The 15,773-nt window shown below is 53.5% G+C and carries 15 protein-coding genes; 10 read left to right on the top strand and 5 right to left on the bottom strand.

Features of this window, described 5'->3' with window-relative positions:
* Positions 1 to 122 precede the first annotated feature (122 nt).
* Together PT300_13725 and PT300_13720 are read left to right on the top strand one after the other, a co-directional pair.
* Positions 123 to 716, top strand: coding sequence for a DUF943 family protein (locus PT300_13725; protein ID MDF7681588.1), 594 nt, complete (start codon positions 123 to 125; stop codon positions 714 to 716).
* 367 nt (positions 717 to 1,083) lie between these two features.
* The gene (locus PT300_13720; protein MDF7681587.1) at positions 1,084 to 1,533 is read left to right on the top strand and encodes a DUF943 family protein; all 450 of its coding nucleotides are present in this window, start codon (positions 1,084 to 1,086) and stop codon (positions 1,531 to 1,533) included.
* Between the two features lie 91 nt (positions 1,534 to 1,624).
* On the opposite strand, the gene fepC is transcribed toward PT300_13720, so the two are convergent.
* The 3 genes from fepC to fepD are packed head-to-tail and all read right to left on the bottom strand — an operon-like array spanning position 1,625 to position 4,412.
* Positions 1,625 to 2,419 carry an iron-enterobactin ABC transporter ATP-binding protein gene (gene fepC / locus PT300_13715; protein MDF7681586.1) on the bottom strand — a complete coding sequence of 265 codons (795 nt, stop codon included), beginning with the start codon at positions 2,417 to 2,419 and terminating at the stop codon, positions 1,625 to 1,627.
* Positions 2,416 to 3,408: an iron-enterobactin ABC transporter permease gene (fepG, locus tag PT300_13710; GenBank protein MDF7681585.1), complete on the bottom strand. Its 993-nt coding sequence runs from the start codon at positions 3,406 to 3,408 to the stop codon at positions 2,416 to 2,418. Before fepG ends, fepC begins: the two co-directional genes overlap by 4 nt.
* Positions 3,405 to 4,412 carry a Fe(3+)-siderophore ABC transporter permease gene (fepD, locus tag PT300_13705; GenBank protein ID MDF7681584.1) on the bottom strand — a complete coding sequence of 336 codons (1,008 nt, stop codon included), beginning with the start codon at positions 4,410 to 4,412 and terminating at the stop codon, positions 3,405 to 3,407. The genes fepG and fepD overlap by 4 nt, the downstream gene beginning before the upstream one ends.
* A gap of 163 nt (positions 4,413 to 4,575) precedes the next feature.
* Here fepD and entS point away from each other — a divergent pair, with 163 nt between their 5' ends.
* Positions 4,576 to 5,823 carry an enterobactin transporter EntS gene (entS, locus tag PT300_13700; GenBank protein ID MDF7681583.1) on the top strand — a complete coding sequence of 416 codons (1,248 nt, stop codon included), beginning with the start codon at positions 4,576 to 4,578 and terminating at the stop codon, positions 5,821 to 5,823.
* 21 nt (positions 5,824 to 5,844) lie between these two features.
* Here the strand turns inward: entS and fepB are convergent, their stop codons facing one another.
* Complete coding sequence (gene fepB, locus PT300_13695; protein MDF7681582.1) at positions 5,845 to 6,798, bottom strand: Fe2+-enterobactin ABC transporter substrate-binding protein; 954 nt, start codon at positions 6,796 to 6,798, stop codon at positions 5,845 to 5,847.
* 322 nt (positions 6,799 to 7,120) lie between these two features.
* Here fepB and entC point away from each other — a divergent pair, with 322 nt between their 5' ends.
* From entC to entH, 5 genes are read left to right on the top strand one after another with little or no spacing between them, the layout of a single operon-like run.
* A complete protein-coding gene (entC, locus tag PT300_13690; GenBank protein MDF7681581.1) occupies positions 7,121 to 8,296 on the top strand; it encodes an isochorismate synthase EntC in 1,176 nt (391 codons plus the stop codon).
* 9 nt (positions 8,297 to 8,305) lie between these two features.
* Complete coding sequence (locus PT300_13685) at positions 8,306 to 9,913, top strand: (2,3-dihydroxybenzoyl)adenylate synthase (GenBank protein ID MDF7681580.1); 1,608 nt, start codon at positions 8,306 to 8,308, stop codon at positions 9,911 to 9,913.
* Positions 9,914 to 9,926: 13 nt separating this feature from the next.
* A complete protein-coding gene (locus tag PT300_13680; GenBank protein ID MDF7681579.1) occupies positions 9,927 to 10,787 on the top strand; it encodes an isochorismatase family protein in 861 nt (286 codons plus the stop codon).
* On the top strand, positions 10,780 to 11,535 hold the full coding sequence (gene entA / locus PT300_13675) for a 2,3-dihydro-2,3-dihydroxybenzoate dehydrogenase EntA (GenBank protein ID MDF7681578.1): 756 nt from the start codon (positions 10,780 to 10,782) through the stop codon (positions 11,533 to 11,535). Before PT300_13680 ends, entA begins: the two co-directional genes overlap by 8 nt.
* On the top strand, positions 11,536 to 11,949 hold the full coding sequence (gene entH / locus PT300_13670) for a proofreading thioesterase EntH (protein ID MDF7681577.1): 414 nt from the start codon (positions 11,536 to 11,538) through the stop codon (positions 11,947 to 11,949).
* Between the two features lie 81 nt (positions 11,950 to 12,030).
* Here entH and PT300_13665 read toward each other — a convergent pair whose 3' ends face one another.
* The gene (locus tag PT300_13665) at positions 12,031 to 12,930 is read right to left on the bottom strand and encodes a LysR family transcriptional regulator (GenBank protein ID MDF7681576.1); all 900 of its coding nucleotides are present in this window, start codon (positions 12,928 to 12,930) and stop codon (positions 12,031 to 12,033) included.
* A 459-nt stretch (positions 12,931 to 13,389) separates the two neighbouring features.
* Here PT300_13665 and ahpC point away from each other — a divergent pair, with 459 nt between their 5' ends.
* Positions 13,390 to 13,953 carry an alkyl hydroperoxide reductase subunit C gene (gene ahpC / locus PT300_13660; protein MDF7681575.1) on the top strand — a complete coding sequence of 188 codons (564 nt, stop codon included), beginning with the start codon at positions 13,390 to 13,392 and terminating at the stop codon, positions 13,951 to 13,953.
* A 172-nt stretch (positions 13,954 to 14,125) separates the two neighbouring features.
* Entirely contained in the window at positions 14,126 to 15,691 is a 1,566-nt protein-coding gene (gene ahpF / locus PT300_13655) for an alkyl hydroperoxide reductase subunit F (protein MDF7681574.1), read from the top strand.
* Positions 15,692 to 15,773 lie beyond the last annotated feature (82 nt).

Raw genomic sequence — 15,773 nt, 5'->3', positions numbered from 1 at the left:
ATGTTTATTTACTGTTTTTATCCTGGATGCTTGCTATTTATCCAGCGAGGAATAATAATGAAACAAAAATTTACGTATTATTATATCCTGATGATCTGTCACAGATATCACCAGAGGCGTTTATGACAAGAGAAACATTCCTTTTTTTGCTGGCATTATTCTTCTGCATTGTGCTGTTTTATGGTTGCTGGCAAACCTTCCGCTCGGCCTCTAAGCCGACCTCCCACCCGACCTCTAAGCCGACCTCCCACCCGGCCTCCCACCCGGCCTCCAGCCCGGTGAAGATTCTTACGGTTCAGCACAGAACTGGTTCTATTCTTGATGCATCGGTCGATCCCAGAATCAGTGGTTGTTTTAGTGAGGTATTCGTCGATCATTTTCCTGAGACGGCTCAAGAGAAGATAAATTGGTGGCTGGAAAACCAGAATATGCTGAAGGAAGCGCATAATATTCCCAATCCTGATTCAGAAGGTCATTTTGTGGTGACATTCTGGTTACTTCATGGCGGGTCTCGTGCAGACGAGGGGGAATACTCTCAGGAGAGTTCTAAGGATGAGCCACTCGTCTCCTCTTACAACATGGAAGTGGAACCTGTTTTTGGCGTTGCTCCGAAAACCCCTGGTAATGGGCTGGTTTTAATGGTATATGATGATAATGACACTGATTATCATTTAGATAACAATGGTAAAATTACTAAAATAAATATTGATGAATAATATAGGGTTATGGCAAGTTAATTAAAAATTGGTTGATTTCAGAGATACGTCAACACGATTTAATTGAGTTCAGGATATGATAAATGGCATAGAGACTTTCGTATTATTATATCCTGATAGTCTTTTACAGAAATCACCAGCGGTGTTGATGATAAATAACAACGATATTATATCCTGCTATTAACTGGCTGCATTATGTAGGCTTATTTTTTCTTTCAGAAAGAGTGTTAATCTGGGTACTATTTTTGTCACCTATAATAATGAATACAGAATGCTTGCTATTTATTCCGCGGGAAATAATGATGAAACAAGAACTTCCATATTATAATATCCTGACGATCTGTTACAGAAATCACCAGAGGCGTTTATGGCAAAAGAAACATACATTTTTTTGATAATATTATACACCTGTCTTCAGATAGCTTATATTTGCTGGCTATACCGTCCGGTGAAGATTTTTATGGTTAAGCACAAAGACGATGGTGCTAGTTATGTCATAGTCGATCGTATTTATGGTACGGATCGAGAGAAAATAAAATGGTGGCTGAAACACCAGGATATGCTGAAGGAAGAATATAATATTCCCAACCCTGATTCAGAAGGTCGTTTTATGGTGACATTCTGTTTAGTTAATAACGTTTTTTATAATAACGGGGAGGGAGAAGGTTCTGAGGATACGTTACCGTCTGGCATGGAAATGACTCCTATTCTTGGCGTTGCTCACGAACCCCCTGATGAGACGGTTTTCACGGTATATGGTCGCGGTGATTATTGTTTAAATAGCAAGGGTAAAATCACTAAAATTCGTAGCGAATAGCATAGTTATCATAACAGACTGATCCATCAGGCTGTTTTGCTTGTCATTTTGTCCCTGGGCAGTGCTCGAAATCCTCACGCTGTCAGCTGGGTCAGCCACGTCCCAGCGGAATGATCAGCGGGGTATGGCTGACCGGATCGTCAATAATCATGCAGCGCAGACCAAATACTGCTTCGATAAGCTCACGGGTAATAATCTCCCTCGGGGCCCCGGTGGCGATAATCTTTCCCTCACGCAGGGCAATTAAGTGAGTGGCATAGCGGCAGGCCTGGTTGAGATCGTGTAATACCGCCGCCAGGGTATAACCTTGCTGGCGATTAAGATCGCGCAATAGTTCCAGCAGATCGATCTGGTGACTGATATCCAGCCAGGTGGTCGGTTCATCAAGCAGCATAATTCGGGTTTCCTGGGCCAGTGCCATCGCGATCCATGCCCGCTGACGCTGGCCGCCGGAAAGTGTGTCGATGTTTTGTTGCGCCAGATGCGTGATATGGGTGGCTTCCATGGCGTGACTCACCGCATCCGTATCCTGTTGCCGCCAGCGGCTGAATAATGGCTGGTGTGGATAACGTCCGCGTGCCACCAGCTCCTGAACCGTGATCTCTCCCGGCGCTGATGCATTCTGCGTCAGCAGGCCAACGCGCTTTGCCACCTCTTTCGCGGGATAGCGCTGGATTTGTTCGCCATCAAGATAAACATGACCGCGAGCAGGGGGCAGCAGGCGGCTCAGGGTACGTAGCAGTGTCGATTTTCCGCAACCATTGGGGCCAATAATCGCGGTGAAGTGGCCATCAGGCAGGGTAATTTGCAGCGATTCGGCGATGATCTTATTGCCGTAGGCCAGCGTTAACTGCTCACCACACAGACGGGATGCAACCGTGGTCATTTTTTGCGCGACTCCTGAATGAGTAACCCGATAAGATAAATTCCGCCGATGCTGACCGTCACCACTCCTGCAGGAAGCTGGTAAGGGACAAACAGCCGCTGCGCACAGCCATCCGCCAGCGCCAGCAGCAGTGCGCCACAGAGCGCGGCCTGGGTTAATCCCCAGCGGGCGGTGCCGCTCAATCGGCGAGCAATATGAGGAGCGGCCAGCGCGACAAACGAGATGGGCCCGGCCAGCGAGGTGCTAAGGGCGGTTAATATCACTGCGATCAGCAGCAACAGCAGACGCGAACGCTCTACCGGCACGCCCAGCGCACAGGCGGTATCGTCGCCCATCTCCAGGAGTTGCATACGGCGTGCCAGCAGCGCCGCACCGCACAGTACCAGCGGGATTAGCGGCGCGGCTGGCCAGATTTTACTCCACGTCAGGCCGTTGAGCGAACCCGCATACCACAGCCCGGCGGAGAGCGCGGTTTCCAGCGAAGCATACAGTAACAGCCAGGTATTGAAAGCCATCAGCATCGCCCGCATTCCGATACCAATAATAATCAGATGAAATGTCTCGATGCCATTACGCCATGCCAGTAACCAGACCACCAGCGTGGTCAGCAAACCACCGCACATCGCTGCGAGGGTAATGGCGGTCAGGTTCTGACCATAGAGCACCATCGCGACCAGCACCCCACTCCAGGCACCGACATTGAAACCAATTACATCCGGGCTACCGAGTGGATTACGCAGCAATGACTGAAAAATCGCGCCACTGACCCCCAGCGCGGCACCGATAACCAGTGCCATCACAACCCGGGGTAATCGCCATTGCGTGATGACCATAACGATATTTTCAGGCCCCTGACCCAGCAGCGCGGAAATCGTCTGCCCGACAGGCAATGACAGCACACCACTGCTCAGCCCCCACAGGGAAATCAGCAGCCCGCCGCTCAGCAGGCCGAGACAGCTGATCACCAGACGACGGGGCGGTGTTGTCATACAGCACCTCCGCGCGAAGGGCGACGAACCAGCCAGATTAAAAAGGGGGCGCCGATAAAAGCACTGACTATCGATACCCGCAGCTCACCCGGCACCAGTAGACGGCCCAGCACATCGGCCAGTAACAGTAAGGTGGGGGAGGCCAGTAAGACCACCGGTAAGATCCGGCGATGGTCAGCGCCAGCCAGCATCCGCGCCAGATGAGGCATGATTAGGCCGATAAAGGCAACCGGGCCGATGGCGGCGGTGGCACTGCCACAGAGTAAGGTTACCGCCAGCAGACCGATAAGCTGGGTGCGTGCCACCTGGCTACCGAGCGCGGTGGCGGTATCGTTACCGAGACTGAGGTTATTCAGCGCCCGACTGAGCAGCAGGGTGACGCCAGTGGCCAGCAGCACAGGAGCGAGGATCAGTTTTACAATGTGCAGATCGCGGATATCCAGCGATCCCGCCTGCCAGAAACGCAGGGTGTCATAGACTTCGGGATGGAGCAGTGCGATCCCGCTGGAGAGTCCTTCCAGCACCGCCGCCAGCGCGACCCCCGCCAGCGTCAGACGCACCGGGCTCAGTTGCCCCCCTCCCTGGCTACCGGTAAAGGCTACCAGCAGTGAAGCTGAGAGGGCACCGGCAAAGGCGATCCAGACCTGTTGCTGGGGCGAATTAATATTCAGAAAGGTCGCAGCGAGCACGATAGCGAAGCTGGCACCAGCGTTGACTCCGAGCAGACCGGGGTCAGCGAGTGGATTGCGGGTCAGGGTTTGCATCAGTGATCCGGCGACGCCCAGTGCCGCTCCGGCCAGTAATCCCGCCACAGTTCTCGGCAGTCGGGCATTGAGGATAATTTTGCAATCCGCGCTGTGACAGGGGGTGAACAGGATATCGGTGACAACAGACGGAGGCAGCGCTTTCGCCCCCACCAGCAGGCTGAGTGCGATGGCTATCATCAAGAGGAATAAAAGCCCTGGGATCACAACAGTGCGAAACCGGGCGGCGGAAAACGACAGCATGTATTATTCCTGGATTAAAAATGAGAGTCATTATCATTATCGATCTTATCCGCTTATGTTAACATGTCTGGGCTTATTTACCATAATGATATCGCCCCGCCTGCATTTCGCCGATAACGACAGGCTGACATAGCGGAAAAAAGAATAATAAGGTACTGTTATGAAAAAACAATTATGGCTTCTGAACTTCAGTTTGCTCAGAACGCATCCGGCGTTTCGTGACGTTTTTATCGCGCGTTTTGTCTCTATTTTATCGCTGGGGCTGCTGGGGGTGGCGCTGCCGGTACAGATTCAGGAGCTGACCCACTCCACCTGGCTGGTTGGGCTTTCGGTAACCCTGGCAGCGAGCGCGATGTTTATCGGGCTATTGATCGGTGGTGTGCTGGCGGATCGTTATAATCGTAAATATCTGATCCTGCTGGCGCGTGGCACCTGTGGTGTCGGTTTTGCTGGTTTATGCCTCAATGCGCTGGTGCCTGAACCGTCGTTAATCGTGATTTATCTGTTAGGTATCTGGGACGGTTTCTTTGCTGCGCTGGGAGTGACCGCCTTGCTGGCGGCCACCCCGGCGCTGGTCGGACGGGAAAATCTGATGCAGGCGGGAGCGATCACCATGCTGACCGTACGCCTGGGCGCGGTAATTTCTCCGCTGGTGGGTGGCCTGTTACTGGCCAGCGGGAGTGTCGCCTGGAACTATGGCCTGACCACCGCAGGAACTGTTCTGACGACGCTGACGCTGTTACGCTTACCCTCACTGCCGCCACCGCCGTCACGGGAGCTGCCGTTAAAGTCGTTGCTGGCCGGTGTCAAATTCTTCTGTAGCAGTCCGCTGGTTGGTGGCATAACCGTGCTGGGTAGCCTGTTGACGATGGCCGGTGCGGTGCGGGTACTTTATCCAGCGCTGGCGGAGGGCTGGCAGATGTCGGCGGCACAAATTGGTCTGTTGTACGCGGCGATCCCGCTGGGGGCATCCGCTGGCGCTCTGACCAGTGGCTGGCTGACCCACATCGCACGTCCTGGCCGCCTAATGTTATTCAGCGCGATCGCGGCTTTTTTGCTGATTGCGCTGTCGGGTCTGATGCCCGGCTGGCAGCTGGTAACATTGTGTCTGGCGCTGTCTGGCTGGCTGAATGCCATCGCTTCACTGCTGCAATATACCCTGATTCAGCGTCAGACACCGGAGGCGCTACTGGGCCGGATTAATGGCTTATGGACGGCACAGAATGTCACCGGCGATGCGATTGGCGCAGCATTACTGGGTGCCCTGGGGGTGTGGCTGACGCCAGCAACCGCAGCGGGGGTCAGTGGCGGGGGACTGGTGCTGCTGGCGGTGTTACTGACGGTTGTCCTGCGCGAAGTGCGCCGTTTCCGCTATCCCGCTAGCCAGCAACCTGATAGCACTGGCTGACAACGCGCCAGCCAGCAGCGATTAACCAAAACGTGTGGCGAGACGCTGCAGGATCAGCATCGCACTGTAGTAGTCGAGACGGAACGTTTCGGTGCCCAGCGGATAAACACGCTGATTTTTAACCGCGGGCAGATGTGCCAGTAACGGATTGGCATAAATGGCCTGGGCATCCTGGTCATCGGCGGCGAACAGAAACAGGCTTTCTCCGTTGAGCCCGGCCGCCAGATTTTCTCCCGCCAGTTGTACGATATCATGACGTTTGCCCTGACGCAGGTTGGGCTGAAGTCCGTCAGGCAGGGTGGCGAGGGTAAAACCAAGCTGTGCAAGCAGTTTGCCGTGGGCGGAGTCAGCCGTCCACAGATTGGCGCTGTGCGAAGCGGCGGTATAGACCAGGGCGCTAACCGGTTGAGGCGGCTGTTTGATCTGCTTTTTCAGGATCGCCAGTTGCTGATTAAATTGCGCAATACGTGCTGCCGCCTGTTGCTCATGGCCGGTGATCTGCCCCAGTTGTTCCAGTAGCGCCTGCCAGCTTTTATCGTCGTAGTTAATGATCAGGGTAGGTGCGATAGTGGCAAGCTGATCATACAGCGCCAGTGCCGAATCACCGCCGGTGGCGCTGATCAGGATCAGATCAGGCATCTGTGCGGCGACAGCCTCCGCGCTGGGCTCACCAATATACAGACGTGTCAGCTGACGTTCTCTGGCCACCGCCCCCCATTGCCGCAGGAACCCCTGATCGTCAGCGACGCGATTGCGTGGTGTGGTGGCACCACTGGCGATCACCGGCGCATCAATGGCCAGTAATGATCCGGTCAGGGTGACGCTGGTCGAGACGATACGCTGGGGCGCATGATTGAGAGTATGTGTACCACGGCTGTCAGTGACCTGGCGTGGCCAGTCGGCCGCGAACGTCAGTGGACAAAATAGCACGCCACAGATCAGCAGGAGATAGCGATAAAAAACAGAGAGTTTCACGAATTTTTACCCTGATTAAGTTGTCAATAAAGGCAGCTCATTTTTCACGTTGTCCCCGAGGGACGCAAGTCTGAGTCAACAAATACAGACAGATTACCAGCGAAGTCGGGTTGACAGAAGTAAGAATACCTTTTAGGTTAGCCAGCAAAAACACAAATGATAATCATTCTTAGATACTGGTCGATTATGACACTTTTGGCCCTCAACAGTCCCCGGCCTCCCCATGTACTGATCGGCACGCGACGGTTTTTCCGTACGGCTGGTGCCAGTAACATCGGCTGGATCAGACGGTTAGTCAGTCATCTATTTTCAGGAGGATGGTATGGAAAGATCCCGCATCGGTGATCAACAGGGAGAAAACAGTGCGCGGGCAGCCGAACATTTTGTCTTTATGTCACCGTACCGCAGTTTTCGCACCTCAGGCTGTTTTAGCCGTTTTAGCTGTCCGGCGATCGGCGCGCAACAGCGTGACAGCGCGTTTCAGCAGCAGATGGCCGCCGCTTTTGCGCAGGCGAAAGCCGCCGGGATCGCGCAGCCATTGCTGGTAGGGGCGATTCCGTTTGATCCACAGCAACCGTCTGAATTATTTATCCCCCAGAATTGGCAAAACATGGCGCGCGATACGGCTCTCCCCGCCGCTTGTGCGACGGTGCCTTGTGCACTGCTATCTGTTATCCAGCGTCAGGAGATTCCCGCTGAGGAGGAATTTATGACGATGGTCGCGCGTGCCGCCCACCTGACGACGACGGATGTTGTAGACAAGGTAGTTTTGTCGCGGCTGATTGATATCACACTCCAGGAGCCGGTGGATAGCGAACTGCTGTTTGCGCGACTGAACGCGCAAAACCCGGCTAGCTTTAATTTTCACCTGCCGCTGGCGGATGGCGATGTGCTACTCGGTGCCAGCCCGGAATTGTTATTGCGTAAAGAGGGCGATCAGTTCTGGTCGCTGCCGCTGGCGGGATCGATTCGCCGTCAGCCGGATGCGGCGCAGGATCGAGCGGCGGGCAACCAGTTACTGGCTTCGGCGAAAGATCGCCATGAACACCAGTTGGTGATCGCGGCGATGAAAAGGTTGCTGACCCCGCGTTGTCGTCAATTATCGCTGCCAGAAGCGCCACAACTGATTAGCACGCCGACACTGTGGCATCTGGCAACATCCATTACCGGTCATGCGCAGCCGCAGGAGAATGTCATGTCTCTGGCTTGCCTGCTCCATCCCACCCCGGCCCTGAGCGGTTTTCCACACCTGGCGGCGAAACAGATAATCGCCGAGCTGGAGCCGTTTGAGCGTCAGCTTTTTGGCGGTATCGTGGGCTGGTGTGATGAGGAGGGCAATGGCGAGTGGGTCGTGACCATCCGCTGTGCTCGTCTGCATCAGCGTACCCTGCGTCTGTTTGCTGGAGCGGGTATTGTTCCCGCCTCTTCTCCCGAAGGGGAGTGGCGGGAAACCGGCGTCAAATTGACCACCATGCTAAACGTATTTGGTTTGAAGTGAGAGGCAAGAATGATTGCATTTAACCGCTGGCCAGAGAATTTTGCTGCCCGCTACCGGGAGAAGGGATACTGGCAGGACAAACCCCTGAGCGAGCTGCTGACTCGTCATGCTGACAGCGATGCCGTGGCCCTCATTGAGGGGGATAAACACTATAGCTATCGTCAGTTCAATCGTCTGGTGGATAATCTGGCGGCATCGTTGCAGCGGATGGGGCTGCAACGTGGCGAGACTGCGCTGGTACAACTGGGCAATGTCGCTGAATTTTATATCACCTTTTTTGCCCTGCTGCGGGCGGGGATCGTGCCGGTCAATGCGTTATTCAGCCATCAACAGAGTGAGTTGCATGCTTATGCCGCGCAGATCGAGCCGGTATTGCTGGTGGCGGATCGGGATCATCGCCTGTTTGCCGATGATCATTTTCTGGCTGATTTTCGCCAGCAACATGCGACTATCCGCCATGTGCTGCTGCGTCATGATAACGGAAAAGACGATTTGCAGGCGGCGATGACACAACCCGCTGAGGGGTTTGTCGCCACGCCAACCCCCGCGGATGAAGTGGCCTTTTTTCAGCTTTCTGGCGGCAGTACCGGCACGCCTAAGCTGATCCCGCGTACCCATAATGACTATGAATACAGTATCCGCCGCAGTAATGAAATTTGCGCGCTCAGTGCTGATACCCGTTATCTCAATGCGCTGCCTGCCGCCCATAACTATGCGATGAGTTCGCCGGGTTCGCTGGGGGTGTTCCGCGCTGGAGGTCAGGTGATCCTCGCCAGCGATCCCAGTGCGACGGAGTGCTTTCCGCTGATTGCCCGCCATCAGATCACCATGGCTGCGCTGGTGCCACCGGCCGTCAGTCTGTGGCTGCAGGCGCTCCAGGAGGGGGACGATCATCATCAGTTACGATCATTACAGCTATTACAGGTCGGCGGCGCGCGCCTGTCTGCGACCCTGGCCAGCCGTATTCTCACTGAGATAGGTTGTCAGCTGCAGCAGGTATTTGGCATGGCAGAAGGGCTGGTGAATTACACCCGTCTTGATGACACGCCAGAGCGGATCATCCATACCCAGGGGCGCCCGATGTCGCCGGATGATGAAGTATGGGTGGCCGATGAGGCGGGCAACCGCTTGCCCTGTGGCGTCACGGGCCGCCTGATGACCCGTGGGCCTTATACTTTCCGGGGCTATTATCGCAGTCCCCAGCACAATGCGACGGCGTTCGATGCCGACGGTTTCTACTGTTCTGGTGATCTGGTCTCCATTGATGAAGCGGGCTACATCACCGTGCAGGGACGCGAGAAAGATCAGATTAATCGTGGTGGTGAGAAGATCGCTGCCGAAGAGGTGGAGAATCTGTTGTTGCGTCACCCGGCGGTGATCCAGGCGGCGGTAGTCAGTATGGCTGACGCGCTGCTGGGCGAGAAGAGCTGTGTTTATCTGGTGGTCAGCGCGCCGCTGCGTGCGGTAGCGGTACGCCGTTTTCTGCGTGAGCAGGGGGTGGCGGAATTTAAGTTACCGGATCGTGTCGAGTGTGTTGATGCGCTGCCGCTGACAGCGGTAGGAAAAGTCGACAAGAAACAGCTACGTCAGTGGCTGGCTGTGCGTGATCTATCATAAGGGAGTAAACAAAATGACCATTCCGCAATTACAGGCATACGCCTTACCCGAGGCCCGCGATATTCCGCCCGCCCGGGTTCACTGGCCTTTTGATCCTTGCCGTAGTGCGCTGTTAATCCATGATATGCAGGACTATTTTATCCGTTTCTGGGGGCCGGACAACCCGATGATGGCGACGGTGGTCGCGAATATCGCCGCCCTGCGTGATTTCTGTCGACAGCAGGGCATTCCGGTATATTACACCGCCCAACCGCAGCAACAGAGCGATCAGGATCGCGGGTTGCTGAAGGATATGTGGGGGCCGGGGCTGACCCGCTCGCCGGAACAACAACAGGTGGTCGCGGCGCTGACACCGACCGACGAGGATACGGTACTGGTAAAGTGGCGTTACAGTGCGTTTCAGCGTTCACCGCTAGAGACGATGCTTAAAGAGGCCGGACGTGATCAACTGATTATCACCGGCGTCTATGCTCACATTGGCTGTATGACCACCGCCACTGACGCTTTTATGCGCGATATTAAACCTTTTTTTGTCGCTGATGCGCTGGCGGATTTTAGCCGCGAGGATCATCTGATGGCGTTAAAATGTGTCGCCAGTTGTTCCGGGCGGGTGGTAATGACGGAAACGTTGTTATCGGCGTTACCTGCCTCAAAGCAGGCATTGCGGGCGCTGATCCTGCCATTACTCGATGAGTCTGAGCAACCGATGGATGATGAGAATCTGATCGATTACGGTCTGGATTCCGTACGCATGATGACTCTGGCCGCCCGCTGGCGTAAAGTGCATAGCGATATCGATTTTGTCATGCTGGCGAAAAACCCGACCCTTGACGCCTGGTGGGCGCTGCTCTCCCGCGAGGTCAATCATGGCTGAGTTCGATTTTCACGGGCAGACGGTATGGGTGACCGGTGCCGGCAAAGGCATTGGCTACGCCACGGCGCTGGCATTTGCCGCGGCCGGTGCCAGGGTGACGGGGTTTGATCTCCGCTTTGCCGGTGAGGATTACCCTTTTGCGACAGAAGTCGTGGATATTGCCGATCCAGACCAGGTCGCCGAAGTCTGCGCGCGTCTGTTACCGGCACTGACACGCCTGGATGTGCTGGTGAATGCGGCCGGTGTTTTACATCCTGGTGCGACGGATGAACTGAGCCAGCAGGCGTGGCAACACACGTTTGCGGTCAATGTCGGCGGGGCCTTTAATCTGTTTCAGCAGACAATGGCTCAATTTCGTCGTCAGCAGGGCGGCGCGATTGTCACGGTCTCTTCAGATGCTGCGCATATTCCGCGTCTGGGGATGAGCGCCTATGGCGCATCAAAAGCGGCCCTGAAAAGCCTGGCGTTAACCGTCGGACTGGAGCTGGCGAGCAGTGGTGTTCGCTGTAATCTGGTTTCGCCAGGCTCTACCGATACCGATATGCAGCGGATGTTATGGATGAGTGATGATGCTGAACAACGCCGGATCAGCGGTTCCGTTGCGCAGTTTAAGCTGGGGATCCCGCTGGGCAAAATTGCCCGTCCGCAGGAGATCGCCAGCACGATTTTATTTCTCGCTTCCCACCATGCCAGCCATATTACATTGCAGGATATCGTGGTGGATGGCGGTTCAACTCTGGGAGCCTGAATGATCTGGAAACGACAACTGAGCCTGGCGGAACTTAACGCCAGCAGCGCGAACACCCTGGTCGCCCACCTCGGTATTGTTTACACCCGGCTGGAAGCGGGGTTGCTGGTGGCCGAAATGCCGGTGGATGCGCGCACCCATCAGCCCTTTGGTTTACTGCATGGTGGCGCGTCGGCGGCGCTGGCGGAAACCCTCGGTTCAATGGCCGGCTGGCTGATGACCGAAGAGGGGCAGAGCGTGGTAGGCTGCGAGTTAAACGCGACCCACCATCGCCCGGTGACCAGTGGTAAGGTGCGCGGGGAGTGCCGTCCCCTGCATCTGGGACGGCGGCTCCAGAGCTGGGAGATAGTGATCCTCGATGCCCACGATCGTCGTTGCTGTACCTGTCGGCTGGGAACGATGATACCGGGTTAACCGGTACAGGGGGTGGCGTGATCCCGTTGCGTGATAGCGGATAATCGCTTTTATCGCTCAGATATCCGTCAGAATGAGGATTCACTCAGGTGTAAAGTTGATGGTTTCAAATAGTGAGGTGAAGAACGGCTGGCTCATTTTTTCATGATGACAAATGAGATAAAGCTTCATCGATGGGATGACAACCGGCAGTAATTGCAGACTATCGCGGAAAAAGGGATGCTGAAAAATAGCTTCCGGGATTGCGCTGACGACATCAATCTGGTGGATCATATTCAGGATCGTCAAGTAGGAATCGCTGCGAAAAGTAATGCTCAGTTGCGGCAGCAGTTTTCTTACCTGTAGCTGGAACGCTTTGATCGCTGGCTCTGTCGTGAGGTAATGGGTAAAACCCTCCTCGCTGATGGCGGCCAGCGACGTCATTTTTTCTGCCCGTGGATGGTCTTTGCGGCAGACCAGTACCATTTTAATCTCCCGAAAAGGATGGCAAAACACTTGTGGTTTGCTACAGGGGGAGAGGCTTAAAATCAGATCCGCTTTATGATAAGTGAGTAAGCTATCCACCACACCGGCACTGAGCGGAAGATCATGATGTTCTATTTGCACGCTGGAGGCCTGCCCGGGAGGACGAATAAATTGCAGAAACTCAGCAGGCATCCCTAAAAGCGGGGTGTAAATAATGATGTGTTTGGTTAATTCAGGAGAAGGGGGCGTTTTTATCACCTGTTCGAGATGAGTCAGGCAATTTTCCAGCTGATAATGCAGATGGATACCCGCCTGGGTTGGCGTAACACCATTTCCTGAGCGGATAAACAGCGGATCATTAAGCTGACAACGCAGACGTTTTAACGACTGGCTGACGGCAGAAGGGGTGATAAACAGGATCTCGGCTGCTTTGCTGATACTCAAATGCTGGTAAATACATTCAAAAATAATTAATAAATTAAGATCAAATTTTTTCAGGTTGTACAGATTTACCATGACTAAAATCCGGTTTTAGTGAGGGGAGAAGATATACCCTTCATCCTGCAAGCTGTCTCTTTGCTGGCTGTACAGAGCCACGGCGGTCATGGGCTACCGGCGCGTCTCTCTGACCATCTTGATGTCACCTGGCTGATTTTGGGTGCGGAAAAAATATTTTCATATTGTATGTTTTATTTGCTTTAAATTCACCATGTGAATTATTAGAAAGGTTTATATTTCATGTCAGCAAGGAATATCTATCGGAAGAAACGCTATTTTTTGCTGTACTGGAAAGGATTGCGGCTCGTCAATAGCGGGTAAGCTGTCAGAGCAAAACAGGATACCGCCGATGCGTACAACGACGATGTCCGCGCTTGTTAGGTATCACTTATTGATTTGATAAAGCAAATGCATTGGCTGAACCAGATAAAATGGGTTAGTTTAAAAGCTAATGAAAATGTGACGGAGGAAATACAGATGTCCTTAATTAATACCAAAATCAAGCCATTCAAAAACCAGGCGTTTAAAGATGGTAAATTCATCGAAGTGACCGAGAAGGATACCGAAGGTCGCTGGAGTGTTTTCTTCTTCTATCCGGCTGATTTCACGTTTGTCTGCCCGACTGAACTGGGTGATCTTGCTGATCACTATGCTGAACTGCAGAAACTGGGTGTTGATGTCTACTCTGTCTCAACCGATACCCACTTTACCCATAAAGCCTGGCACAGCACTTCTGATACCATCGCCAAGATCAAATATGCCATGATTGGTGACCCGACTGGCACCCTGACACGTAACTTCGACAATATGTGCGAAGAAGAAGGGCTGGCTCATCGTGCCACTTTCGTTATCGATCCTCAGGGCATCATCCAGGCTATCGAAATCACCGCGGATGGTATTGGCCGTGATGCCGCTGATTTGCTGCGTAAAGTCAAAGCTGCACAGTACATTGCCGCTCACCCTGGTGAAGTTTGCCCGGCTAAATGGAAAGAAGGTGATGCTACTCTGGCACCATCACTTGACCTGGTCGGTAAAATTTAACCTGCTGCGATGAATCGCCTCTTTCGCCGCTTTTTATGGCGAAAGCGCTGAACAGTCGTAATGATATGGGCGCATTAGCGCCCATTTTATTCCCGCACTATGATGTAAATCGTCTTTACCCTGCCGTGTAGCGCTGATTTACATGATAATGTGTTGATAAGAGGGAAGTGTGATGCTTGATACTAATATGAAAACCCAGCTCAAGGCTTACCTTGAAAAACTGACCAAACCGGTTGAGCTGATTGCCTCACTGGATGACAGTGCGAAATCGACTGAAATTAAACAATTGCTGAGCGAGATCGCCGGATTATCGGATAAAATCACGCTGAAAGAAGAGAACCACTTAGCGGTACGTAAACCCTCTTTTCTGATCACCCATCCCGGCGCTAACCACGGGCCGCGCTTTGCCGGTTCGCCGCTGGGACATGAATTTACCTCGCTGGTACTGGCGTTATTATGGACAGGTGGCTACCCGCCAAAAGAATCGCCGGAGATGCTGCAACAGATCCGTGATCTGCAAGGGCATTTCGAGTTTGAAACCTATTATTCACTCTCCTGCCATAACTGCCCGGATGTGGTACAGGCGCTGAATCTGCTGGCAGTGCTGAATCCGAATATTAAGCACACCGCGATTGATGGTGGCGCGTTCCAGAACGAGATAGCGGAGCGCAATATCATGGGGGTTCCCGCCGTCTTTTTGAATGGCAAAGAGTTTGCTCAGGGACGGATGACCCTGGAAGAGATTATCGCGAAGATCGATAGCGGCGCGGAAAAACGGGTGGCTGAAGCGCTGAATAAGCGTGAAGCTTACGACGTGTTAATCGTCGGATCGGGGCCGTCAGGCGTTGCCGCCGCGATCTATGATGCCCGTAAAGGCATCCGTACCGGCCTGATGGGGGAACGTTTCGGCGGTCAGATCCTCGATACCGTCGATATCGAAAACTATATTTCGATCCCGAAAACCGAAGGTCAGAAGCTGGCGGCAGCATTAAAAACACACGTTAGTGATTATCATATCGATGTGATGGACAGCCAGCGGGCGGCGAAACTGATCCCGGCAGAACAGGAAGGTGGTCTTCATCATATTGAGACCGTTTCAGGGGCGGTGCTGAAAGCGCGCAGCGTTATTATTGCCACCGGTGCGAAGTGGCGCAATATGAATATCCCTGGTGAAGAGCAATACCGTACCAAAGGGGTAACTTACTGCCCTCATTGTGATGGCCCGCTGTTTAAAGGTAAACGTGTGGCTGTGATCGGGGGTGGTAACTCCGGTGTTGAGGCGGCGATTGATCTCGCCGGGGTGGTTGACCATGTGACATTGCTGGAATTTGCCCCTGAAATGAAAGCCGATCAGGTGTTACAGGATAAAGTCCGCAGCCTGAAAAATGTCGATATTATTCTCAATGCGCAGACCACGGAAGTGATCGGTGACGGCCAGAAAGTGACCGGTCTGCAGTATCGTGATCGGATAAGCGGTGAGGAGCACCATATCGCGCTGGCCGGGATTTTTGTCCAGATTGGTTTACTGCCTAATACCGCCTGGCTTGATGGTGTGGTTGAACGTAACCGGATGGGAGAGATCGTCATTGATGCTCGTTGCGAAACCAGCGTTAAGGGTGTCTTTGCCGCCGGTGACTGTACTACCGTACCTTACAAGCAGATTATTATCGCCACCGGTGAGGGGGCAAAAGCGGCATTAAGCGCCTTTGATTATCTGATCCGCAGTAAAACGGCCTGATGCGGATAATCCGCGCTGAGAAATAAACAGCGTTTTACAAATCAACGGGTTGATTTTTATCGGGAGAGAAAAGTCATTTTCC

It is taken from the genome of Enterobacteriaceae bacterium ESL0689 (assembly GCA_029433525.1).
GTDB lineage: Bacteria > Pseudomonadota > Gammaproteobacteria > Enterobacterales > Enterobacteriaceae > JAQTIF01.
The sequence above is the reverse complement of the archived record's forward strand: the minus strand, read 5'-3'. Positions and strand labels throughout refer to the sequence as shown.